This is a genomic window from Litoribaculum gwangyangense (genome assembly GCF_039543505.1).
Classification (GTDB): domain Bacteria; phylum Bacteroidota; class Bacteroidia; order Flavobacteriales; family Flavobacteriaceae; genus Litoribaculum; species Litoribaculum gwangyangense.
Genome location: NZ_BAABJW010000003.1, coordinates 278,669 through 301,513, shown reverse-complemented (window position 1 = coordinate 301,513; position 22,845 = coordinate 278,669). Strand labels below are relative to the sequence as shown.

Sequence of the window (22,845 nt, the reverse complement as noted above, 5' to 3'; positions counted from 1 at the left end):
AAAATATGTTTAGCTAAAAATGTTTTAAACAACTTCAACAAACAAGCTATCATCTATCTTTTCAACTTTAGCTAGATTGTTTTTGGTTAATTCTTTAATGGCTTTATCCCATTTTTTATTTGATAATCCTGATTGATTTTTTAATTCAATCAAGTTTAATTTCTCTACTTTTTTTAGAATTTCAAAAACCGCTTTCGCATCATCACTAATGGCTATAGGTTTCTTTTCTGGACGCATTTGCGGGAAAAACAACACTTCCTGTATCGATTGGTTATTCGTTAAAAACATGATTAATCTATCCATGCCAATACCCATACCCGATGTTGGTGGCATGCCATATTCCAAAGCACGTAAAAAGTCGTAATCTATGGTTCCTGTTGCTTCGTCATCACCTTTTTTAGCCAATTCCATTTGATGTTCAAAACGTTCACGTTGGTCAATAGGATCGTTAAGTTCAGAATATGCATTGGCTATTTCCTTTCCACAAACCATTAGTTCAAAACGTTCCGTTAATTCTGGATTTGTTCGATGCTCTTTACAAAGGGGGCTCATCTCTTTTGGATAATCGGTTATGAAGGTTGGTTGTATGTAGTTGCCTTCACATTTTTCACCAAAAATCTCATCAATCAATTTGCCTTTACCCATGGTATCATCAACCTCAATACCCATGCCTTTGGCTGCCTTTCTTATTTCAGTTTCACTTTTCCCGGTAATATCAAATCCTGTGAATTGCTTAATGGAATCTGCCATAGTGACTCTTGGGTAGGGCGCTTTAAAATCTATTTCGTGCTTCCCAAAAGTAGCTTTTGTAGCACCATTTACAGCAACCGCACAATGTTCCAACAAACGCTCACAAAAATCCATCATCCAATTGTAATCCTTGTATGCCACATAAATTTCCATGGCAGTAAATTCAGGGTTGTGAGTTCGGTCCATACCCTCATTTCTAAAGTTTTTAGAAAACTCATAAACCCCATCAAACCCACCAACAATCAGTCGTTTTAAATACAATTCATTAGCGATACGCATGTACAAAGGAATATCTAAAGCATTGTGATGTGTTATAAAAGGGCGTGCTGCAGCACCACCAGGGATGGGTTGCAATACAGGAGTTTCAACTTCAAAATAACCAGCATTATTAAAAAACGAGCGCATGGCATTAAACAATTTGGTGCGTTTCACAAAGACCTCTTTCACATGTGGGTTCACTACCAAATCGGCATAGCGTTGGCGATAACGCATTTCGGGATCGTCAAACTTATCATGGATGTTGCCCTCTGCATCTAATTTTGGTAATGGTAACGGCCTCAATGCTTTACTTAATAAGGTAAAGTTTTTAACCATGACGGTTTTCTCTCCAACTTTAGTTGTAAACAAATCGCCTTCAACACCAATAAAATCACCTATATCCAAAAGTTTTTTATACACATCGTTGTATTTACTTTTATCATCGCCCGTACAAATTTCATCTCTGTTAAAATACACTTGTATGCGTCCATCAGAATCTTGTAGCTCAGCAAAACTGGCATTTCCTTGAATTCTTCGAGACATCAAACGACCAGCAATAACCACTTTTTTACCTTCTTTAAAATCCCGTTTAATAGACTTTGAGGTGTCTTTAACGGGATATAAATCTGCAGGGTATGGATTGATACCCAATTCGCGTAGTTTTGCTAATTTCTCTCTTCTTACAAGTTCTTGCTCTGATAATTGCGACATAGTTTAAATGCTGTAAAATTACAAAGGCACAAAGATAATCATTTGATTTACGATTTACGATTTTACAATTATGATTTTTTTGTGCCTTGGCTTCTAGTTCGGATTTTAGTAAATTGCCCTTTTAAATTAGCTCCAATAATTCCTCAATCCCTAACAATAATTGTAACAAACAACATTCTTTTACGTCAAACACTTAAATCATCAATCAAATAAATAAAGCATGAGTTTCTGGAGAGTTTTACTGTCTATTATTTGTCCGCCATTAGCCGTAATCGATAAAGGGTGCGGTTCTATTCTTATTGTCTTTTTACTGTGGTTATGTGGCTGGGTTCCTGGTGTTATTGCTGCTTTAGTTATTTTAAATAATCCTAAAAGTTAAACCATAAAAATATCGTAATTTTGCCATCTATGAATAGGCAAATAGAACTGCGAGATTTAGGTTATAAAGATTATAAAGAAACTTGGGATTTCCAGGAACTATTATTTAAAGGTATAGTAGATGCCAAAATAAAAAATAGGCGAGAAGCGACTGGTTTAAAAACCAATAACTACTTCTTGTTTGTGGAGCACCCACATGTATATACTTTAGGCAAAAGTGGCGATTTGTCTAACCTGCTTTTAAACGAGCAACAACTCACCGAAAAAGGTGCCACTTTTTATAAAATAAACCGTGGTGGCGATATTACGTATCATGGACCAGGGCAAATTGTGGGCTACCCCATTTTGGATTTGGAAAACTTTTTTACCGATATCCATAAGTACTTACGTTTGCTGGAAGAGATGATTGTTTTAACACTTGCCGAATATGGCTTAAAGGCTGAAAGGAGTCCTGGAGAAACTGGTGTTTGGTTGGATGTCGGAACCCCATTCGCCCGCAAAATTTGTGCTATGGGCGTGCGTGCTAGTCGGTGGGTAACTATGCACGGATTTGCATTAAACGTGAATGCCAATTTGGGTTATTTTGATAATATTATACCATGCGGTATTCGAGGAAAAGCGGTAACCTCCTTAAATGTAGAGTTAGGTAAAAAAACCGTTGATGAGGCTGAGGTTAAAGAAAAGCTATTAAAACATTTTTCAAATCTTTTTGAGGCGAAGTTTTTTTGATTGCGTCCAACTGTGAGAGGCATTGTGCGGTTCGGGAATTATGTTTTCTTCTTACTAACATGCTTAAAATAAAATAGCATTTCTAGAGCTTAAAACATACCCTCATGCCTAAATTTTAGGAAGCCTTTATTAGTCTCGATCGTCGAATATTACACCTAAATTCGTCTTGTATTCTTTTAGGTTTTATTTAATTAAAAAGAAATCTAAGCCCTCAATGATTGTTTTCTGTTCAATTTGGTTTTTGCATACGTACTAAGGATTAAGAAGGCTACCAAAGAAACAACAACATTCACAAATTCAAATCGTGGGTAATAGGCGTTGCCAAATAAAATTATAGGACCTATTGCGCTCATACAAATAATAAAGAATAGGATTTTATGTTTTTTGGTAGAGAGTATTTTAATAAAATAAAAAAACAGAATGGTTGCAAAGGGCAAGAACAAGCCTGCGATAAAGGAGAAAATTACTTTACCATTCACTAAGTCGAAACCAAAATAGTGGATAATATTGCTAATGATTAACGGATAGTTTAATCCGTTTGATTGTTGACCACCGTCATTATAATTTAAAAAAGGAAGCTGGAAAACATCTACAAAAAAACGCAAGTCACCTGCATAGTATAAGTTATGGTAAATAGGGAGCAAAAGTGGAATCAGGAACAAGATTACCAAGCTACCTTTTGGCTTATTTTTCATCAGTATCCATCCGAATAAAAGTAATGTGGCGATAAGTAAGTTTTGACGAAAAAAAGGTACAAGCCCTAACAGAAAAACAGCAGTTAATCTTTTGTTGCAAGCGAGGTATAAGTAGCAAAACCACATTAGGAACAGAACGGTCAGCCATTCGGGGAGGCCCATTAAGAGGTTTTTAATAGCATATGGGCTAAAGAGCAATACAAGTAGTAGTAAACAAATTTGTAATTTTTTTTCTCTTATCTGTTCGGCAATCATCTTTTGAAAGAAGAAGATCGTTAATATATAAATGCCCATATTAAAGAACTGTACAAAGCGGTATAGGTTGCCAAAAAACAACAGTTCTAAATATATAAAATATCGGTAACCAGGCTGTGTCACATAATGATTACCGACGTTCTTGAAAAATAACTTATCACCTCCCCAGAGCGTATTGTTGTCAACCATGTTTTTTGCATAAAGATAATAACGGCTAAAGTCGTCATCACTGGTTGGCTGGAAATATTGAAGAAACAAAGGAGCATAAGGCAGGGCCAAAAGACCATATAAAATGATGGTTTTGATTATGCTTTTAACTGTAAATCCATAACGATAGCCACTGTATGTGAAATAGGTTATACAGAGTAAAGGAGGCAAAAGCAGGCCGATTGTATTTTTTCCAGAATTGTAGGGAAATCCATTTAGGAGTCTGGCGCCAAAAAATGAAAACACCACGCCTGATATGCAAAAGATGATAAATATGAAAAGTTCATCTCTGCCATCGAACCATCTGGTGATAAAACGATTAGTAATTTTTCCCATCATTGTTGTTGTTTCCCTTCTCATTCATTTATGCCTTGGCAACTCAGTATTATGATTGAAATAAGGAAAAAGTAAAGAAACATACATGTATTTGATCTTTTTCTAATTACGTAGCGGTTAAATCTCTTAATTAATAAGAGATTGGTGAATAATCGCCTAACTATTTGAATATTTGATGGTTTTAATGTTTTATATCCAATGCTAAACGAAGTTATTGTTTTTTCTGATAAATTCAAATTACTAGCTCTCCGCATTAAAAAACACTTTATAAAAATGCATTTTCTTTTCGTCGTCATAACCGCGTTCTAAATATTCGGCGGAGGCATCAGGCGCATCAATATCGAGTTTTATTTGTATGTGGGTATCCAGTTTAATATCGGTTTTGATTTTCTTTTTTTCTTTGTTTACAACCGCTTCGGCGACATCAAATTGGTTTCTAATAACAATGTTTTGCTCGGCTTCAAATTCCTTTTTATAATTTTCAAACTCCTTAATATGTTTGTCATCTTCAAACAATTCTTCTTTGAATCGCTCTATATTTACTATTTCATTTTCTTTAAAAAAATCGATGGTTTTTGCTAAAAACGTGTTTTGTTCTTGGGCACCATAAATGGTTTTTAAAATTTCGGTTGAGAAATCTTTACACAGCTCAATATACTGTTGGGTATGATTGTTGGCATCATCAGCATACTTGATATTTAAAAAATGATGGATCCAATATTGGGCATCGTAACTATTATTATCAACACTTAAAATGATGTTGCCTTCGGTATCACTTTGGTTTAAAATTAAACAGCCTTTATCTACTTTTTTGGAGCTAATGCCTTTTTGTACCAAAACGTCATAGCTGTTATTTTCTAAATAGGTCTGGAAAAAATTAACCTTATTTTCTATTTTAAAAATGCCTATAGCATTGGTGGTCATCTCTATAAATTCTATGCCCTCAAACATAACTACCAAAACATCGCCCGTTTTTATATTGGCAGAATTAGATTGCTCGTATAAATGAGTGACGATGTGTTTTGAAACGTCAATAAAGGCTTCTTCATCATTAAAAATTTGTGAACTGTAACTATTAATTTCATTTAATGAAATATTGGCATGATGGTTAAATCTATAACTTTGTACCACACTTGCAAATGGCCTTAAAAGAAAAGGAAGCATTAAATCGTAGCTAGCTTCATCAAAATCCACTAATTTTTCGGAAAAAGCATTTTTGGTATCATTGAATTTATTACCAACCTTGTGGATGATGAATTTTGAAATGGAGGCGTTTTTACGTGAAATCATAAGAAATTATTTGTGCTAAAAAGAATGAGTTAATTTTAACGATGTATTCTATTTGGATTGTACGTTTGATAGATTGAAAATAAAAAAGCCAATACTAGTTATTGTAAACACTTACCCTGTCACCAACGTTAATGTTCCATTTATCAACCAAACCTGCATTTATTTCCAATACATATTTTGCAGGAACATTTGATGGCAATGACGATTCGTTATATGGTTGAGCGTTTTTTTGGAAGCTTACAATCTTGTTGTTTTCGTCAATAAATATTAAATCCAAAGGAATTTTGGTGTTTTTCATATAAAAATATCGCAGCTCTACATCATCAAAAACAAATAGCATGCCCTGGTTTTTTTCCATGGTGTTTCGGTACATTAAACCTGTTTGGGTATCATATTCGGTGTCCGCTATTTCAATATCTAATTTAACTTGCGTTGAGTCGTTTTTGAAAATAGTCAGTTCGCCTTCTTTTTTGAATGTGATTTCAGTTTGCTTGATAACTTTTTTATCTTCTTTGCAAGCATAGAAAACCACAAAAAAACATAACGTGGCAGTAATGAGGTTTCGCTTTAAAAACATGCTATTTTACTGCAGATTTTGGTTTGTAAATAAACATAAAATAAAGCCCAATAAGTATAAAAGGTATACTTAACCATTGACCAGTATTGAGTCCAAACCAATTTATGTATTCTTCGCCTTGGGGTTCTTTTACAAACTCTACAAAGAAACGAATAGTCCATAATAATATTAAAAACAATCCAAATAGAAAACCAGATTGATCTCTTTTTTTAGTTTTTGAATAAAAATACCCAAGAATAAAGAACACAAAAATATAGCAAAACGATTCATATAATTGTGCTGGATGACGGTATGGAACTTTTTCCAATAATTCTGGATTGCTCGCTATGGTATCATAAGCTTTTTGAACATTTTTAATACCAGTTATTCTAACCGCTTCATATTTATTATAAAAATCTTGAATAAAACGAACTCCTAAAGGAAAATCACCGGATTCTTTACCAATAATCTCTGAATTTATAAAATTACCAATTCGTATAAAAACTGCACCCGAGGCTACCGAAATTACCACACGATCTAAAATCCAAAGTAAGGTTTTGTATTTGTATTTTCTACGGTACAAATACATACCAATAATAATTCCAATCGCAGCTCCATGGCTGGCTAAGCCTTGAAAACCAGTAAATTCTAAGCCATTTTTAAAACTGAATGGAAGAAAAATACTAAAAAAATCTTCCTGTATTAATTCTGATTGGTAAAACAACACATGCCCTAATCTGGCCCCCAACATGGTAGCCAAAACAGTGTATATAAAAAGCGGGTCTAAATATTCTAATGAAATTTTTTCTTTGGTAAAAATACGCTTCATGATATACCAGCCCAAGATAAAGGCAATTACCCACATAAGGCTGTAAAAGTGAAGTTTGAAATTGCCAATAATATCAATGCCAGTTATGGGGTTCCAATCTAGTTTTAGTAGTTGCATAGGTTTTAGTATTCAACGTAAATATAAACGTTAAAATCGTGTTTATTGTTAAAATTTAATTAAGAAGTTTTACAACTTCAACCTCAAAAATTAGGTTGGATTTCCCTGGAATGCCTCTTGTTCCATATTCCCCGTAAGCTAAGTGGTAAGGAATAAAAATAGTGGCTTTATCACCAATACCTAGTTGTTTTAAACTTTCCTTTAAACCAGCTATTATAGGAGCATTTGGACTAATTTCAACATCAATGGGTTGGTATCTCCCTGCCTCATTACGGTTTTCGTTAACAGCATCAAGCGCTTCGGCTGTTTCCAATTTACTTGTTTCTAGAAGTTTACCATCTTCAAAATACACAGCATAATGAATGGATACTTTATCGCCTTCTTTTAACTTTTCACTTGTTCCTTTTTCAGAAATAAAATATTTTAATCCAGATTCTAGTAATATGGATTCAGCTTCTTGTTTGTTAAACTTCTCTTTGGATGCTTTTATAATAGCCTCGGCTTTCGCGGTCTTTTCTTTTTCGAGACGCTCTATTTCAGTAAAATGATTTACGAAAATTTTTGGAGCATCAAATTTTTTTGCCTCTTTACCCTTTCTAATTATATTTAATTCTTCTATTATCACTTTATTTAGAGGTCTGTTTTTAGCGTCAACTTTAACGTTTGAGATGGAATCTTGGATGTCTAAACCAATAACCAATTCTCCAAAAACACTGTGTACATTATCTAAATGCGGTTTAGCAACTTCAGTAATGAAAAATTGGCTGCCATTAGAGTTTGGCCCAGGATTGGCCATGGACAAGATTCCTGGTTTGTCGTGTTTTAAATCGTTATGAAATTCATCATTAAATTTATATCCAGGGTTTCCTTTTCCCGTGCCAGTTGGGTCGCCACCTTGAATCATAAATTGATCCATAACACGATGAAAAAAAGTTCCGTTATAATATTTTTTACCTTTGTATTTCTCGCTTACCATGGTGTTGGTGCCTTCAGCAAGCGAAACAAAATTAGCAACGGTAACAGGTACTTTTTCACTTTCAAGTTTAGCAACCATAACACCTTTGTTAGTTATAAACTCGGCGTAAATACCATCTTCAAGATCTGGATACTGGGCTTTACAAGATATTAAACTTAATAACAGAGTTATGAATATAACCTTGACGGTGCTGGTAAATAAGCGCATTTTAGTTGGTTTGATTTTGGGTAATGGAATTTATTGTTACTTCGCAAATAATAGGTGTATTGCTGGGAATTCTATTTTCGTCGCCATAATATCCGTAAGCCTTTTGAGATGGGAATAGGAAGGTTACCGTTTCACCTGTTTTCATAAGTTTCAAACCTTCACGCAATCCTGTAAACAATTCTTGTTTATCCATGGCGTAGTTTTGCGTTTTTATTTCGTCTGTAGAGTAAATAACGTTTCCATTTAGGGCTTTAACACTGTAATTATAATTGATAATATCACCAAAATCAGGCGTTTTTAAAGAATCTATGTCAACTTTATTATTATAAAAATACCAAAAACCACTTTCTGAAGCTATATAATCTTCTTTTTGAAGTTTCATGAGTTTTTCAATGGAAGCTTGTTCTTTGGCATTAAGTTTTTTATTTCGTTCTACGGAAGCATCTATAAAAGAGCCGGTTTTTATAGAAACAGGTTTCCTAGCTTCTGGTGTTTTGCAGCCAAAAGTAATTAGCGCTAAAACTAATATTAATAATTTATTCATTGTTCAGGGCTTTATTATAACTAGGCAATATACTAATAAATTTTTCAACCGTTTTGTTTAACGATAAATTACTCTTTCCTCCAGCTGCATTAATATGTCCACCACCTTCAAAATGAGCTCTTGACATCTCGTTTACAGAAAAGTTTCCTTTGGATCGTAACGATATTTTTATAATGCCTTCTTGTTTATCTTCAATAAAAATAGCAGCTAGGACAACGCCTTCCAGCGATAGGCCATAATTTACAACGCCTTCGGTATCTCCTTTTTTGTAATTAAACTTATTTAACTCCTTTTGTGAAAGTGTTATGTAAGCTGTTTTAGATTCGGGAATGACTTTTAAATTACTTAAAGCACAACCTAAAAGTTGCATACGCTCAAAACTGTTGGTGTCATAAACCTGATTATGAATTTCAGAATTATTGGCACCTTTATCTATGAGCTTAGCTACAATTTTGTGGGTGTTACTTGTGGTTGATGAAAATCTAAAAGACCCCGTATCGGTCATAATACCAGTGTATAAACAAGTGGCAATATGGTTGTCAATTAAGTACGTGTCACCTAGCATATCAATAAAACGGTAAATCATTTCACAGGTTGAACTCATACTAACATCACTATAAGTATAGGTTGCAAATCCATCTGGCGCTTGATGATGATCAATCATTATTTTTAAAGCTTTACTTTCTTCTAAAACCTTTTCCATGTTACCTGTTCTGTGAAAAGCATTGAAATCCAGAGCAAAAATAACATCAGCTTCATCAATTAAAGTATTGCATTCGACTGTTTGGGAATCGTGTTTTAAAATAGCATCGTTTCCTGGCATCCATTTTAAAAAGGTGGGATAATCATTTGGTACTAAAACAGAAACTTGTTGACTGGCTTTTAATAAGTAATGATATAAACCTAAACTAGAACCTATAGCGTCTCCATCTGGGTTTTTATGTGTTACAATAACTATTTTATTTTTTGTAGAAAACAACTGTTTAATACTTGCTACGTCTTGTTTATTCATACTTTGCGAAGATACAATTTAATAAAATATACTTAAAATAGAATAATGTATTTTTACTGAAAACGAATGGTCTAAATTGTAATGATATGAAGTTGTTAAAGTCTTTCTTTATTTTAAGTATGTGTTTGGTTTCCTGTAAATCTTCAAAAACGAATCTAGCTTTTGAAGATGAAAAGCCTTATGATATTACCATTGCTTTTGGATCCTGCAATAAGCAAAATGTTGAGAATATTTTATGGAAAGAGATTTTAAAAAATAATTCTGATTTATGGATATGGGGTGGTGATAACATTTATTCTGATACTGATAATAAAGAAAAACTCTGGAAAGATTATCAAGAGCAATCGATGCAAACGGATTATAAAAAATTACAAGAAACCACAAAAATAATGGGCACTTGGGATGATCATGACTATGGTTTGAATGATGGTGGTGAAGAGTTTCATTTTAAAGATGAAAGTCAGCAATTGTTTTTAGATTTTTTGGGAGTTTCAAAAATAGATAAGAGAAGGAAGCAAAAAGGGATTTACGCTTCTGAAGAAATTGTCACAGAAAAGGGAATCATAAAAATAATAGTTTTAGATACTCGTTTTTTTAGAACTGGGTTAACAAACGCCGTTGATAAAAGTAAACGTTATCAACCAAATAAATATGGCGAAGGTACTATTTTAGGAGACGCTCAGTGGCAATGGCTAAAAGAGGAGCTGGATAGCTCTCATGCAAATTTTAATTTAATTGTTTCTAGTATTCAAGTTTTATCGGGAGAGCATGGCTTTGAAACATGGGCTAACTTTCCTCATGAAGTAGATAGATTGGTAGCATTAATTAAAAACTCAAAGGCAAAAGGTGTATTATTACTTTCAGGCGATAGACATATTTCTGAGTTTTCAAAAATAAATGTAAATGGGTTAGATTACCCATTAATAGATTTTACTTCAAGTGGTTTAACCCACACCTATTCTGGTTTTAGAAAAGAGCCCAATAAATTCAGAGAGGGCTTTGTGGTTTCTCATTTGAGCTTTGGCCTATTAAAATTTGACTTTGAAAATTCTGAAATTTTAATGGAAATGCGTGGTAAAAACAACCAAATTCAGCAAAAACTTTTACAAAAGTATTAGTTATATAATAAATATAAAACTGTAATTTTGCACAAATTTTAAAAAAACAAAATGGCAACAAATAGAACATTTACAATGCTTAAACCAGATGCTGTTGAAAAAGGACACATTGGTGCAATATTAGAAAAAATTTCAGCTTCAGGATTTAGAATTGTAGCTATGAAATTAACCCAAATGACAACCTCAGACGCCCGTGCGTTTTACGCAATACATAAAGAACGTCCATTTTTTGGAGAATTGGTTGAATACATGACACGTGGACCTATAGTAGCGGCTATTTTAGAAAAGGAAAATGCTGTGGAAGATTTTAGAACTTTAATTGGTGCTACAAATCCAGCCGATGCTGCTGAAGGAACCATTAGAAAATTATATGCAGCTTCCATAGGAGAAAATGCCGTACATGGTAGTGATAGTGATGAAAATGCAGCTATTGAAGGCGCTTTTCACTTCTCAGGAAGAGAGATGTTTTAAGCAAATATATGTCTTAGAAAAACCCCGCAACATTGTTGTGGGGTTTTTTTATGGTAAAAAAAAAGCTTCTTACATGGATAAAAAGTATACCTTTAAATAACTAACCATCTAATTTTTATTGCAATGACCAATCAATCAAGTATTGAATTTCGTCCTGTAGATCGGGACCAGCGAATCAACTCCATGGATATCATTCGTGGAATTGCGCTTTTGGGTATCCTTTTAATGAATATAACAGGTTTTGGTTTGCCCTTTGCGTATGGCGACCCTACCAATGCTGGAGGTTCCACAGGTTGGAATCTAAAGGTCTGGATTATGGATAATATGTTTTTTGAGGGTACCATGAGAGGACTTTTTACCATGTTATTTGGAGCCGGATTTATTTTATTAACTACCCGAGCTGAGAGCCAAGGAGGCGGTATTAAGGTTGCTGATTTGTATTATCGGCGAATACTCTGGCTGCTTCTTTTTGGAATTATACATGTTTATTTGATGCTTTGGTATGGTGATATTCTCTATCCTTATGCTTTATTCGGATTAATGCTTTTCCCGCTCCGCAATACAAAACCAAAATATTTACTTATCGCAGGCTTGGTTTTGTTAACAATAGGGAGTATTAAAAGTATTAACCATTACAATCAAAATGTTGAAACAAAAACAGAAGGCTTGGTGGTTGAAAAACTCAAAGCGAATAACGAAGATGTTGAGTTAACTAAAGAACAAGAAAAAGCCCTTGGTAAGTGGGAGGAATTAAAAAAGAGTAAAAAGACCGAAGATGAGGTAAATGAAGCTATTAAAGAAAACCAAGAAGGCTATTGGAGCATCGTAAAAAGTAGATATAATGTTAACGAATTTATGCAAGCCAATTTGGTTTATGAGTTTTGGGTTTGGGATATTTTAAGCTTTATGCTTATTGGTATTGCCTTTTTTAAATGGTCTATTTTTCACGCCAAAAGAAGTTTTAAATTTTATACTTTACTAATGTTGGTGGGGTATGCTGTTGGTTTGTTGGTTAATTATTACGAAACTGCCATGATAGTTCATAGTGATTTTGATGTTATTGAAATGAGTAAAGCAGACCAAACGTATCAGTTAGGGCGATTGTTTACAACTCTTGGACATATTGGATTGTTTATGTTATTCATTAAATCTGGTATTTTAAAGTTTCTACAAAATGCTTTAGCTGCCGTTGGTAAAATGGCACTTACCAACTATTTAATGCATACGGTAATTTGTACTACATTTTTCTTAGGTTATGGTTTTGGTATGTTTGGAAAACTACAACGCTATGAGTTATATTATGTCGTAATTGCGATTTGGGTTGTTCAGTTAATTTACAGTCCCATTTGGTTAAAGTATTTCCGGTATGGACCAGCAGAATGGTTATGGAGAAGCCTTTCCTATAAAAAACTACAGCCATTTAAGCTAACAAAATAATAAAGAAAAAACCCCGCAATAATTTTTGCGGGGTTTTGTTTCAATAAAGTTAACAAGTATATTTTATATTAAACTACTTTTACGTTTACTGCGTTCAATCCTTTTCTACCTTCCTGTAAATCAAACTCTACGATATCGCCTTCACGAATTTCGTCGATTAATCCAGAAATGTGAACAAAATGCTCTTTTTTCGAACCTTCTTCAATTATGAATCCAAATCCTTTTGAATCGTTGAAGAATTTTACTGTTCCTTTACTCATGTTTTTAAAATATTAAATTAATTATTTACTGTTGTACAAACTCAGTGCCAAACAATAAATGACTATTAATTTAACATAAAGTTTTTACGACCAAAAGATACTAAATAAAAAAAAGTCTATCAAAAATATTTTTGATAGACTTTGACATTGTAATTGTTAAAGTATATATCTTAGATTACTTTTACGTTTACGGCGTTTAACCCTTTTCTACCTTCTTGTAGATCGAATTCAACTGCATCACCTTCACGAATTTCATCGATAAGTCCTGAAATGTGTACGAAATGTTCTTTGTTGTTGTCATCTTCTGTGATAAATCCAAAACCTTTAGAATCATTGAAGAATTTTACGGTACCTTTACTCATTGTATTTGTATTATAATAATTAAGCGCCAAAGGTAGTGTAAATAAGTATAGCTTGTTATTTTTAACGGATTTATTTTAAATTATTTTTAGAAGTTATTTACCTTAAAATCAGTTTTTTAACTATTTCTTTGCCCAATTCTTCATTTAGCATGGTAATTATTTTTTGTTTTCCATAGCTCAATTCCTCTCTCAAAACACTAGAACTTAATTGAATATACAAAGTATCGCGTTCCAAATTTACCGATGTTGTATAGTTATTAACGCCATTGCCCATAAGTTTTGCCCAAGCATCGGCTACATTTACTTTGTTCAAGCCTTTTTCAAGTTTATGGGTTTCCACAAACTCTTTTAAAGCGTCACTAATACTGATATGTTCGTTGTTGCGTTTTGGCATATTGATGGGTCAAAGTTAATTATTTTTTTGGCGTTACCACACCCTTCGTCTCCGCTCAGGGCAAGTGGTCGGGCTATTCATTGCAAGTCCTCGTGCCTGCGGGCTTTCCATTTCTATCCCTAACGCTATTATTTGCTAACTTAATTTTTAAACTAAAACTTATTTGTTTTTGGAGAGGTTCGTTTAATGGTTTGGCTATGATTCCGTAGCGAGAAAATAAGCAAGGATTTTCAGAAGTAGCCTTGAACAAGCAATTATATATAGCCATTGTTGTGCTTAGTTATTTTTAAATTCAATTCTAGTATTTCCAAATTCGATTGCTCCATTTCGTAGCTTTTCAAGTTTTATAAATTCCTCAAAATGCTTTCCTTGATTTTTAAACTTTTTCTTTATGAATTTCTTTAAGATTTCACTTAGTATTTCTTGAACTTTTTTATTAAAATCTTCTATTAATTCATCCAATAAATATGTTTCAAAAATGTCATGATTTTTTAATAATCGTATTTTCCCTCGTTCTAATTCAGGTCTTGATATTTCATAAACATCAAACCCTTTATTGTTTAAGTCTGTTGAATAATTTGTTGAGTGCGCAGCAATTTTATTTCTAAGTTTTATGCAATCTAAATCTTTTAATTGATTAATGATTTCTTTCTCAGGTGATAAATGAAATAACTTAACCAAATTAATAAGAGCTAAATTTTGTTGATAAAAAGAGTTTAAAGCTCCATATAAGCGCAAGTATTTTTCTCCAGTATTTTTGTATCTAGAAGGTCCTTGTAAGCCGAATTTTTCGAAATCACTTTTAGCAAGTTCGGTATCCTCAAAAACATAGAAAGCGTTCATCAAAATATTCCAACCAAAATTTGTATCAAAACAAAAATATCTATTGGTAAATTCAATAAAATCATCATCTCCATTTTTGTCATTTTCTGCTAAATCACCTAAAATGGTTCTTAGAATTCCAATTTGCTTTTCTATTATTGATTCTTTCATTTTTCTAATTAAGCACAATGCGATGATAAGATATCGTTTTAATACTGAAACAAGTTCAGTACAAGTTATTTATATCAGCAGTTAAACGAAGTACGACAATTTTTTTTACAAAGTCAAGTAATAAACAAAAGGGATATTTCAGTTTTGTGGCTCAATAATTAATTTAAGCTAAGAGTAAAAGCATTCGAGAATTCGTAGTAAAAAATAATATCACAATTTAAAAACCTCATAGCTTTGATGCACTTGCTTTACGGCATTTTCAGTACGTTCGGCATGGGTGTCGCTAATAAACAATTGCCCAAAGTTTTCATCATCTACTAATTTAATAATTTGGGCTACACGGTGTTCATCCAACTTGTCAAAAATATCATCTAAAAGCAAAATAGGGTTAACACCGCTTTGGGCTTTTATAAAATCAAACTGTGCCAATTTTAAGGCAATTAAAAATGATTTTTGTTGCCCTTGGCTCCCAAATTTTTTAATAGGATGTGTTTCAATGTTAAAATGTAAATCATCCTTATGGATGCCAACACTGGTGTATTGTATGGCTTTGTCTTTATTAATGGCGGTTTTTAAAAGGGTGTTTAAGTCGCCCTCAAATAAATCGCTATGATATACCAAATCTACCACTTCATTTCCGTTGCTAATGGCTTGGTAGCGTTCTTTAAAAATAGGGATGAATTCCTTTAAAAAGGCATCGCGTTTCTCAAAAATAACCGTGCCAAAATCGGTTAATTGTTGGTTGTAAACTTCAAGAGTGTCTTTGTTGAACGTATGGTTTAAGGCAAAATATTTTAACAAAGCATTGCGTTGCGCCAGTATTTTATTGTAATTAATCAGATGATTTAAATAACCCTTATCGCTTTGCGAAATCACGCTATCAATAAACTTTCGGCGTGTATCGCTACCTTCAATAATCAAATCCCTATCGGCTGGCGAAATAATAACCAATGGTAAAAAACCTATATGCTCACTAAATTTTTCGTAGGCTTTTCCATTGCGTTTAATCACTTTTTTTTGTCCGCGTTTTAAGCTCACCGCTACTTTTTCGGTTTTATCATCTTTTTCATAATCGCCATTAATTACAAAAAACTCTTCATCATGTTTAATATTTTGGGTAGCTACGGGATTAAAATAACTTTTTCCGAAGGATAAATGGTAAATAGCATCCAAAACATTGGTTTTTCCAATACCATTATTTCCAACAATACAGTTTATTTTATCGTTGAAAATGAACGATTTACTATCAAAATTTTTATAATTAAGTAAAGAAAGCGATTTTAAAATCATACAAAAAGTAACTTATAGCGCATTTACGGGCGGAACTCCTAAAAAGAAGTGCAAATTATTGAAAAATATCAAATAAATAGGCTTTTAGTTATGAAGAAAAATTATATTTTTGCACGCACAATAATTTAGACAGCATATAATGGCGACTTACAATAAAAGAGGTTACAAACCTAAAACAAAACAAGAAAAAGAGCATAATATTGAAGAGGGTTCAACAACTGCAGAAGTATTTAACACGTTGGATGAAACAGCCTCGAAAACCGAGGCGTTTGTTGAGAAAAACCAAAAATACATCTTTATTATCATCGGTGTTGTGGCGTTAGTGGTTTTAGGTTCTTTGGGATATAAAGAGTTTATTGCTAAACCAAAGCAAACCAATGCGATGAACGATATGTTCCAAGCGCAAAAATATTTTAATGATGCCGTAAACGGAACTGCAAAAGATTCGTTATACAACTTAGCGTTAACAGGTGGCGAAGGTAAATTCGGGATGTTGGATATTATTGAAGAGTACAAAGGAACACCTTCTGCAAATTTAGCTAGTTATTATGCTGGTACAGCCTATTTAAGATTGAAAGATTACAAAAACGCTATTGAGCATTTAAGTAATTTTAAAAGTGATGATGAAATTCTAGCTCCCTTGGCTAAAGGAAATATTGGTGATGCCTTTTTGCAATTAAACCAACCAGAAGATGCTTTAGGCTATTATGAAGAAGCTGCTGAAATGCGAGATAATGAATATACTACGCCCATGTATTTATTTAAGGCTGGAGCCATCGCTCTAGATTTGGGTGACGCTGATAAAGCTTTAAAGTATTTTGAGAGAATACAGGATGATTATGCGAACTCGACCGAAGCTTCAAAAGTTGAAGTTTTTATAGGAAAAGCACAAGTATTGGCAAGTAAATAATATGGCTACGGCAAATAAAAATTTATCCGAATACGATAAAGCAACAATCCCAAACGCGAATAAATATCGGTTTGGGATTGTTGTTTCTGAGTGGAACGATTCGATTACCGAAGGATTGTTTCAAGGAGCTTACGATACTTTAATTGAGCACGGTGCTTTACCGAGTAATATCATCCGTTGGAATGTTCCGGGAAGCTTTGAACTTGTTTATGGTAGCAAGAAAATGCAGGAGCAAATGGTGAATTCTGTTATTGCTATTGGTAGTGTTATTAAAGGAGAAACCAAACATTTCGATTTTGTTTGTGAAGCTGTCTCCCAAGGGATTAAAGACTTAAACGTGATTCGTGAAACCCCCGTAATTTTTTGTGTTTTGACGGATGATACGATGCAACAAGCCATAGACCGCTCAGGTGGGAAACATGGTAACAAAGGTACTGAAGCCGCTATTGCGGCCATCAAAATGGCTGAGTTACGAAAAAACAGTTAACTTATCATAGTTTCAACTGTAAGCTTCCTGCTTTAAAATTGTTTCCGTTGTTAACAATTTTTAGCATTACCAATCGCAATGTCTGTCTATTTTTAAGTATTTTTGAGAGATATTGTATTGACTTTGTTTAAGCAACGCCAACATAGAACCTTTAATTATCAACCTCGATTTTCCAAAGAAAATCAAACCGATTCTTGTTCAGAAGAAGACAGTAAAACCAAGGATTTTATTGCTAAATGGCGGAACCATAAAGTTCATAGAACAAAAGCTAAAGGAGTCATGCCCATTAGAACCTTAATATTGGTTTTGGTATTATTATTGATTTGTATGTATTTGTTAGAAAAAAAATACATGTAACCAAAAACTCAGAAATCATGGGACTCATAAAATTGCGAAAAAATAAAAAATTCAATTATACACCTCGATATTTTGATGATAAAGGTGAAGGAAATCCTTTTGAAATTAAGCATAAGTTTGATGAGTTTAGAAAGACAGTTGGTGGTAATAAGGGTTTGAAAACAAAGTTTAATGAAGCAATTGAAGATTATAAAAATCCTGATGAAGCAGCTAACAGACGAATTTTAATCATCTTAGCAGTTCTTGTTTTAATATTTTTATTCATCATCGATTTCGATTTAACCATATTCTTTTCTAAATAATATATGGCAGACATCATACAACTTTTACCCGACCACGTTGCTAACCAAATAGCTGCTGGAGAAGTTGTACAACGTCCTGCTTCCGTGGTTAAGGAGCTTCTCGAAAACGCCATTGACGCCGATGCTACTTCCATAAAACTGATTATTAAAGATGCCGGTAAAACCCTTGTTCAAGTAATTGACAATGGAAAAGGGATGAGTACCACCGATGCTCGATTGAGTTTCGAGCGTCACGCCACTTCTAAAATTCGTACTGCTGAAGATTTATTTAAACTTCATACAAAGGGGTTTCGTGGTGAGGCTTTAGCTAGTATCGCCGCTATTGCGCATGTAGAATTAAAAACCAAGCAGGAACATGACGATGTTGGTAATACTATTGAAATAGAAGGTAGTATAGTGGTTTCTCAAGAAGTGGTGGTTACTCCTAAAGGTACTTCCGTTTCTGTGAAGAATCTATTTTTTAATATTCCTGCCAGACGCAATTTTTTAAAGTCTGATACTGTGGAACTTCGCCATGTTATTGATGAATTTCATCGTGTAGCCTTGGCACATCCAAACATAAGTTTTGCACTTTATAACAATGGAAGTGAAACCTTCAATTTACCTATTAGTAATTTTCGCCAGCGCATTGTAAACATCTTCGGAAGTAAAACCAATGAAAAATTAGTGCCTGTAGATGAAGATACCGAAGTACTTAAAATTTCAGGGTTTGTTGGTAAACCAGAATTTGCAAAAAAAACCAGAGGAGAACAGTACTTTTTTGTGAATAATCGTTTTATTAAAAGTGCGTATTTAAATCACGCTGTTTCATCAGCTTTTGAGGGTTTGTTAAAAAATGGCACGCATCCAAGCTACTTTTTGAAACTGGAAGTTGATCCTCAAACCATTGATATCAATATTCATCCTACCAAAACTGAAATTAAGTTTGATGATGAACATACACTCTATGCGTTGTTGCGTTCAGCAGTCAAACATAGTTTAGGACAGTTTAATATTGCTCCAGTTTTAGATTTTGATAGAGATCCTAATTTGGACACGCCTTATCATTATAAAAACAATAATGCAAATATTCCAAAAATTGAGGTAGACAGAAGTTTTAATCCGTTTCAAGAAGAACATAATTCTCGAGCGAGAGCAGTGGCTTATAAAAAAGAGCCAACTCCCAGTTGGGATAGTTTATATGTGGGAATGGAATCGAAAGGAAACACAAACCAAATTGATTTCAGCGAGGTCCACTTTGAAAGTGAAAGGCAAACGGCTTCTATGTTTGAAAATGAAAATGAACTTGAGCAAACTCATACTACCTATCAAATTCATAATAAATATATTGTTAGTACCATAAAATCTGGCATGTTAGTTATCGACCAGCATCGGGCTCACCAACGTATTTTATATGAAGATTTTTTAAAAAATATGACTATCAAGGAGGCTACAAGTCAGCAATTATTATTTCCGTTGGAATTGTATTTTTCAAAACAAGACATAGAAATCATAAAGCAATTGAAAGACGATTTGGAACATACAGGTTTTGTGTTTTCAAACGTTACAAAAGAATCTGTTGAGGTAAAAGGAGTACCAGTAGGTGTTCCTGAAAGTGAAGTGTCTATCATTTTGGAGCAATTAATTAGTGATGTAGAAAATGAAGTGCCCGATAGCAATTTTAGCGCGACAGATTTATTGGCAAAATCTATGGCCAAAAGTTTAGCCATTAAAACAGGACAATCCTTGCAAAAAGATGAACAAGAGCATTTGGTAAATAAACTATTTGCTTGCAAAGAACCCAACGTATCTCCCACTAATAGGACTACTTTTATAACTATGAGTGTTGACGAATTGGATAAAAAATTTATTTAGAATATGATGCGAATTTCAGAAACCGTTAAACATCTAATAATCATTAATGTGATTATGTTTATTGGTACCATATTTATTGCAAATGGCGCTTTTTATGAATGGTTTGCGATGTATTTTCCAAAAAATGATGCTTTTCGTCCCTGGCAAATTATTACCCATATGTTCATGCACGGTGGTGGGTTTATAAATAATTTAAGTATTACGCACATTCTGTTTAACATGTTCGGACTCTGGATGTTCGGTACGCCTGTTGAACAGGCTTTGGGCTCCAAAAGGTTTTTATTTATATATTTTTCAGCGGGGTTAGGAGCAGTGGCTTTACAAGTAGGGTTTTATTATTTTCAATACTTACCAAGCTATAATGCTTTATTGGAATCTGGATTATCTGCCGAAAGTATAAAGCAAATGCTAACAACTAACGAGGTGATGCAGGGCACGACCCAAGCACAAGTTTCCATGCTTAAAGATATTTTCCCAGCGTTTAACGCGAGTATGGTGGGCGCCTCTGGATGTTTAATGGGAATTCTTGCGGCATTCGGAATGATGAACCCCAATGCTGAATTGATGTTGATATTTCTACCTATTCCTATAAAAGCAAAATATTTTATACCCGGTATTATTATTTTGGATTTAATATCGGGCATTACAGGGCAATCATTTTTCAGCCCAAGTAATACGGCATATATGGCGCATGTAGGAGGTGCGTTAGCAGGATTCTTCGTGATGTGGTATTGGAAAAAAAATCAGTTTAACAGAAACCGCTGGAATTGATATGGCTTCACTCTCTCATGACTTTAAACAAAAGTTATCTCAACTTAATGTTCTAGAAAAAATAATTGTTATTAATGCAGTAGTTTTTTTACTGGCATCGATATCAAGATTTGATTTTGTTTGGTTCCAACTTCCAAGTGGCTTTTCTAACTTTATTTTAAAACCTTGGTCTCTTATAACCTATGCTTTTGTCCATATTGATTTTTTTCACGTGTTATTTAACATGCTTTGGTTGTATTTTTTAGGTCGCATGTTTTTAAATTTATTTAGCCCTAAAATGGCGCTTAATGTCTATTTTTTAGGGGCTATAGCTGGTGGTATATTGTTCATGTTTTGTTATACTTTGTTTCCGACTATTTTTGGTGTAAATTCAAGGCTTTTAGGTGCTTCTGGAGCCATACGTGCATTATTGATTTTTCTGTGTGTTTATATGCCTAATCAAGAAATTCGATTTTTTACTTTTAATATCAAACTTTGGTATATTGGCCTTGCTATTGTGGTTTTAGATTTTGTAGGGGTAATCTCTGGTATAAATAATCCGGTAACAGGAAATGCTGGTGGTAATTTGGCACATTTAGGAGGTGCTTTGTTAGGTTATATTTATTCGAAAAAATTAACAAAAGGCCAAGATATAGGAAAGGGGTTTGAGCGTGTAATGGATAGTATAGCCAGCCTTTTTATGTCCTCTAAAAAAAAGGGACCTTTAAAAACTGTTCATAAAAATAAAAGTAAAGTAGGGGGGTATACAAAATCCGATTTTAAAGAGTTTAATGACCAAAAGAAAATCGATGTGATTTTAGATAAAATTAGCAAAAGCGGTTATGACAGTTTAACCAAAGACGAAAAGGAGTTTTTATTTAGAGCAGGAAATAGATAGTTTTAAATTTTAAGGATTAATTAAAAAAACACCTTTATTTATTGTTTATCATTTTACATTATAGTTAAAGCAATAGTAATCATCAGATGAAAAATTTAAGTTATCTAGGTAAAATCATCTACTTTGTAAACATTACAGTGGCTGTGTTATTATTGCTTTCCTATATACTTCCCTTGTTACCTCCTAAAAAATTTCCTGTATTATCTGTACTCAATCTAGGAGTGTCCTTATTAGTTTTAATAAACGTAATATTTCTTCTGTATTGGTTAATTAGGAGAAAAAAGCAACTTTTCCTTTCCTTGTTTGTTCTTCTAGTTGGTTATGTGTTGTTTGGTTCCATTTATAAATTTTCTAAATCAACCAAAATTGAGAGTCCAAATAATTTTAAAGTGATGAATTATAATGTAAGACTGTTCAATCTCTTTGAATGGATATCAGAAAAGGATGTTGATACCAAAATTGTTGATTTTATAAAAAAAGAAGCCCCAGATATTTTATGTATTCAAGATTTTCATCCTCGAAAAGATAATTCTTTGGCTTTTTTTAAGTACCGTTATGAGCATTTGTCCCAAAAAAAAATAAAACATGGACAGGCTATTTTTTCTCAGTTCCCAATAGTAAATTCGGGTTCGATAGAATTTCCAAATACTTCTAATAATGCAATTTTTGTTGATATTGTAAAGGGGAAAGACACTATCAGGGTTTATAATGTGCATTTGCAATCGCTTCGTATCAATACACAAATTGATAGTTTAAAAAATGAAGATTCTGAGCGTCTTTTTAACCGTATTGAAACTGGTTTTTCTATGCAACAATTTCAAACCGAATTGCTCCTAAAACACAAAGGCACTTGCCAATATAAGGTTGTAATTTGTGGCGATTTTAATAATACGGCATTTTCTTATGTTTACAGAAAGATTAAGGGTGATTTAAAGGACACCTTTAAAGAAGCTGGGCATGGTTTTGGGCGTACATACGATTTTAAGTTTTTTCCTTTACGTATCGATTTTATTTTTTCTGATGAAGCTTTTGCTGTTAATGGATTTAAAACTTTTGAAGAAGTTTATTCCGATCATTATCCCATTATGGCAACCTTAAGTTTGAAGGATTGA

The 22,845-nt window shown here is 33.3% G+C and carries 26 protein-coding genes; 13 read left to right on the top strand and 13 right to left on the bottom strand.

All coding sequences use genetic code 11. The annotated features are described in order from the left end of the window. Positions 1-24: 24 nt before the first annotated feature. Entirely contained in the window at positions 25-1,719 is a 1,695-nt protein-coding gene (gene lysS / locus ABD963_RS10865) for a lysine--tRNA ligase (RefSeq protein ID WP_345276989.1), read from the bottom strand. 220 nt (positions 1,720-1,939) lie between these two features. Between lysS and ABD963_RS10860 the strand changes: the two genes are divergently transcribed. Together ABD963_RS10860 and lipB are read left to right on the top strand one after the other, a co-directional pair. Further along, positions 1,940-2,098, top strand: a complete 159-nt coding sequence (locus ABD963_RS10860; RefSeq protein WP_139000706.1) for a YqaE/Pmp3 family membrane protein — start codon at positions 1,940-1,942, stop codon at positions 2,096-2,098. A gap of 29 nt (positions 2,099-2,127) precedes the next feature. Further along, positions 2,128-2,826 (top strand): lipoyl(octanoyl) transferase LipB, encoded by a 699-nt coding sequence (lipB, locus tag ABD963_RS10855; RefSeq protein WP_345276988.1) that lies wholly within the window; start codon positions 2,128-2,130, stop codon positions 2,824-2,826. Positions 2,827-3,029: 203 nt separating this feature from the next. On the opposite strand, the gene ABD963_RS10850 is transcribed toward lipB, so the two are convergent. The 7 genes from ABD963_RS10850 to ABD963_RS10820 all read right to left on the bottom strand — a co-directional run bounded on the left by ABD963_RS10850 (position 3,030) and on the right by ABD963_RS10820 (position 9,850). Beyond that, entirely contained in the window at positions 3,030-4,343 is a 1,314-nt protein-coding gene (locus tag ABD963_RS10850) for a hypothetical protein (RefSeq protein ID WP_345276987.1), read from the bottom strand. Positions 4,344-4,559: 216 nt separating this feature from the next. Next, positions 4,560-5,609: a nucleoid-associated protein gene (locus tag ABD963_RS10845; protein ID WP_345276986.1), complete on the bottom strand. Its 1,050-nt coding sequence runs from the start codon at positions 5,607-5,609 to the stop codon at positions 4,560-4,562. A gap of 94 nt (positions 5,610-5,703) precedes the next feature. Then, the gene (locus tag ABD963_RS10840; protein WP_345276985.1) at positions 5,704-6,186 is read right to left on the bottom strand and encodes a DUF192 domain-containing protein; all 483 of its coding nucleotides are present in this window, start codon (positions 6,184-6,186) and stop codon (positions 5,704-5,706) included. Between the two features lies 1 nt (position 6,187). After that, positions 6,188-7,111 carry a prolipoprotein diacylglyceryl transferase gene (gene lgt, locus ABD963_RS10835; protein WP_345276984.1) on the bottom strand — a complete coding sequence of 308 codons (924 nt, stop codon included), beginning with the start codon at positions 7,109-7,111 and terminating at the stop codon, positions 6,188-6,190. Between the two features lie 55 nt (positions 7,112-7,166). After that, a complete protein-coding gene (locus ABD963_RS10830) occupies positions 7,167-8,294 on the bottom strand; it encodes a peptidylprolyl isomerase (RefSeq protein WP_345276983.1) in 1,128 nt (375 codons plus the stop codon). A gap of 1 nt (position 8,295) precedes the next feature. Continuing rightward, on the bottom strand, positions 8,296-8,838 hold the full coding sequence (gene gldI, locus ABD963_RS10825) for a gliding motility-associated peptidyl-prolyl isomerase GldI (protein WP_345276982.1): 543 nt from the start codon (positions 8,836-8,838) through the stop codon (positions 8,296-8,298). Next, complete coding sequence (locus tag ABD963_RS10820) at positions 8,831-9,850, bottom strand: DHH family phosphoesterase (protein WP_345276981.1); 1,020 nt, start codon at positions 9,848-9,850, stop codon at positions 8,831-8,833. The genes gldI and ABD963_RS10820 overlap by 8 nt, the downstream gene beginning before the upstream one ends. Before the next feature lie 86 nt (positions 9,851-9,936). Here ABD963_RS10820 and ABD963_RS10815 point away from each other — a divergent pair, with 86 nt between their 5' ends. The 3 genes from ABD963_RS10815 to ABD963_RS10805 all read left to right on the top strand — a co-directional run bounded on the left by ABD963_RS10815 (position 9,937) and on the right by ABD963_RS10805 (position 12,876). Continuing rightward, the gene (locus ABD963_RS10815) at positions 9,937-10,968 is read left to right on the top strand and encodes an alkaline phosphatase D family protein (RefSeq protein WP_345276980.1); all 1,032 of its coding nucleotides are present in this window, start codon (positions 9,937-9,939) and stop codon (positions 10,966-10,968) included. Between the two features lie 51 nt (positions 10,969-11,019). Next, positions 11,020-11,439: a nucleoside-diphosphate kinase gene (locus ABD963_RS10810; protein ID WP_345276979.1), complete on the top strand. Its 420-nt coding sequence runs from the start codon at positions 11,020-11,022 to the stop codon at positions 11,437-11,439. A gap of 123 nt (positions 11,440-11,562) precedes the next feature. Beyond that, on the top strand, positions 11,563-12,876 hold the full coding sequence (locus ABD963_RS10805; RefSeq protein ID WP_345276978.1) for a DUF418 domain-containing protein: 1,314 nt from the start codon (positions 11,563-11,565) through the stop codon (positions 12,874-12,876). A 68-nt stretch (positions 12,877-12,944) separates the two neighbouring features. Here the strand turns inward: ABD963_RS10805 and ABD963_RS10800 are convergent, their stop codons facing one another. From ABD963_RS10800 to recF, 5 genes are all read right to left on the bottom strand, one after another. Further along, positions 12,945-13,136: a cold-shock protein gene (locus ABD963_RS10800; protein WP_345276977.1), complete on the bottom strand. Its 192-nt coding sequence runs from the start codon at positions 13,134-13,136 to the stop codon at positions 12,945-12,947. A 170-nt stretch (positions 13,137-13,306) separates the two neighbouring features. After that, positions 13,307-13,498, bottom strand: coding sequence for a cold-shock protein (locus ABD963_RS10795; protein ID WP_034044451.1), 192 nt, complete (start codon positions 13,496-13,498; stop codon positions 13,307-13,309). A gap of 97 nt (positions 13,499-13,595) precedes the next feature. Further along, on the bottom strand, positions 13,596-13,892 hold the full coding sequence (locus ABD963_RS10790; protein WP_345276976.1) for a DciA family protein: 297 nt from the start codon (positions 13,890-13,892) through the stop codon (positions 13,596-13,598). Between the two features lie 276 nt (positions 13,893-14,168). Further along, positions 14,169-14,885: a hypothetical protein gene (locus ABD963_RS10785; protein ID WP_345276975.1), complete on the bottom strand. Its 717-nt coding sequence runs from the start codon at positions 14,883-14,885 to the stop codon at positions 14,169-14,171. A 210-nt stretch (positions 14,886-15,095) separates the two neighbouring features. Then, positions 15,096-16,175 carry a DNA replication/repair protein RecF gene (recF, locus tag ABD963_RS10780; protein WP_345276974.1) on the bottom strand — a complete coding sequence of 360 codons (1,080 nt, stop codon included), beginning with the start codon at positions 16,173-16,175 and terminating at the stop codon, positions 15,096-15,098. Positions 16,176-16,314: 139 nt separating this feature from the next. Between recF and ABD963_RS10775 the strand changes: the two genes are divergently transcribed. From ABD963_RS10775 to ABD963_RS10740, 8 genes are all read left to right on the top strand, one after another. Continuing rightward, entirely contained in the window at positions 16,315-17,085 is a 771-nt protein-coding gene (locus ABD963_RS10775; protein ID WP_345276973.1) for a tetratricopeptide repeat protein, read from the top strand. Position 17,086: 1 nt separating this feature from the next. Next, complete coding sequence (gene ribH / locus ABD963_RS10770; RefSeq protein ID WP_345276972.1) at positions 17,087-17,572, top strand: 6,7-dimethyl-8-ribityllumazine synthase; 486 nt, start codon at positions 17,087-17,089, stop codon at positions 17,570-17,572. A 102-nt stretch (positions 17,573-17,674) separates the two neighbouring features. Beyond that, a complete protein-coding gene (locus ABD963_RS10765; RefSeq protein ID WP_345276971.1) occupies positions 17,675-17,929 on the top strand; it encodes a hypothetical protein in 255 nt (84 codons plus the stop codon). 17 nt (positions 17,930-17,946) lie between these two features. Next, positions 17,947-18,231, top strand: a complete 285-nt coding sequence (locus ABD963_RS10760; protein WP_345276970.1) for a riboflavin synthase subunit beta — start codon at positions 17,947-17,949, stop codon at positions 18,229-18,231. A gap of 3 nt (positions 18,232-18,234) precedes the next feature. Then, complete coding sequence (mutL, locus tag ABD963_RS10755; RefSeq protein WP_345276969.1) at positions 18,235-20,085, top strand: DNA mismatch repair endonuclease MutL; 1,851 nt, start codon at positions 18,235-18,237, stop codon at positions 20,083-20,085. A 3-nt stretch (positions 20,086-20,088) separates the two neighbouring features. Further along, positions 20,089-20,856, top strand: coding sequence for a rhomboid family intramembrane serine protease (locus ABD963_RS10750; protein WP_345276968.1), 768 nt, complete (start codon positions 20,089-20,091; stop codon positions 20,854-20,856). A 1-nt stretch (position 20,857) separates the two neighbouring features. Continuing rightward, entirely contained in the window at positions 20,858-21,733 is an 876-nt protein-coding gene (locus ABD963_RS10745) for a rhomboid family intramembrane serine protease (protein ID WP_345276967.1), read from the top strand. An 86-nt stretch (positions 21,734-21,819) separates the two neighbouring features. Next, entirely contained in the window at positions 21,820-22,845 is a 1,026-nt protein-coding gene (locus ABD963_RS10740) for an endonuclease/exonuclease/phosphatase family protein (RefSeq protein ID WP_345276966.1), read from the top strand.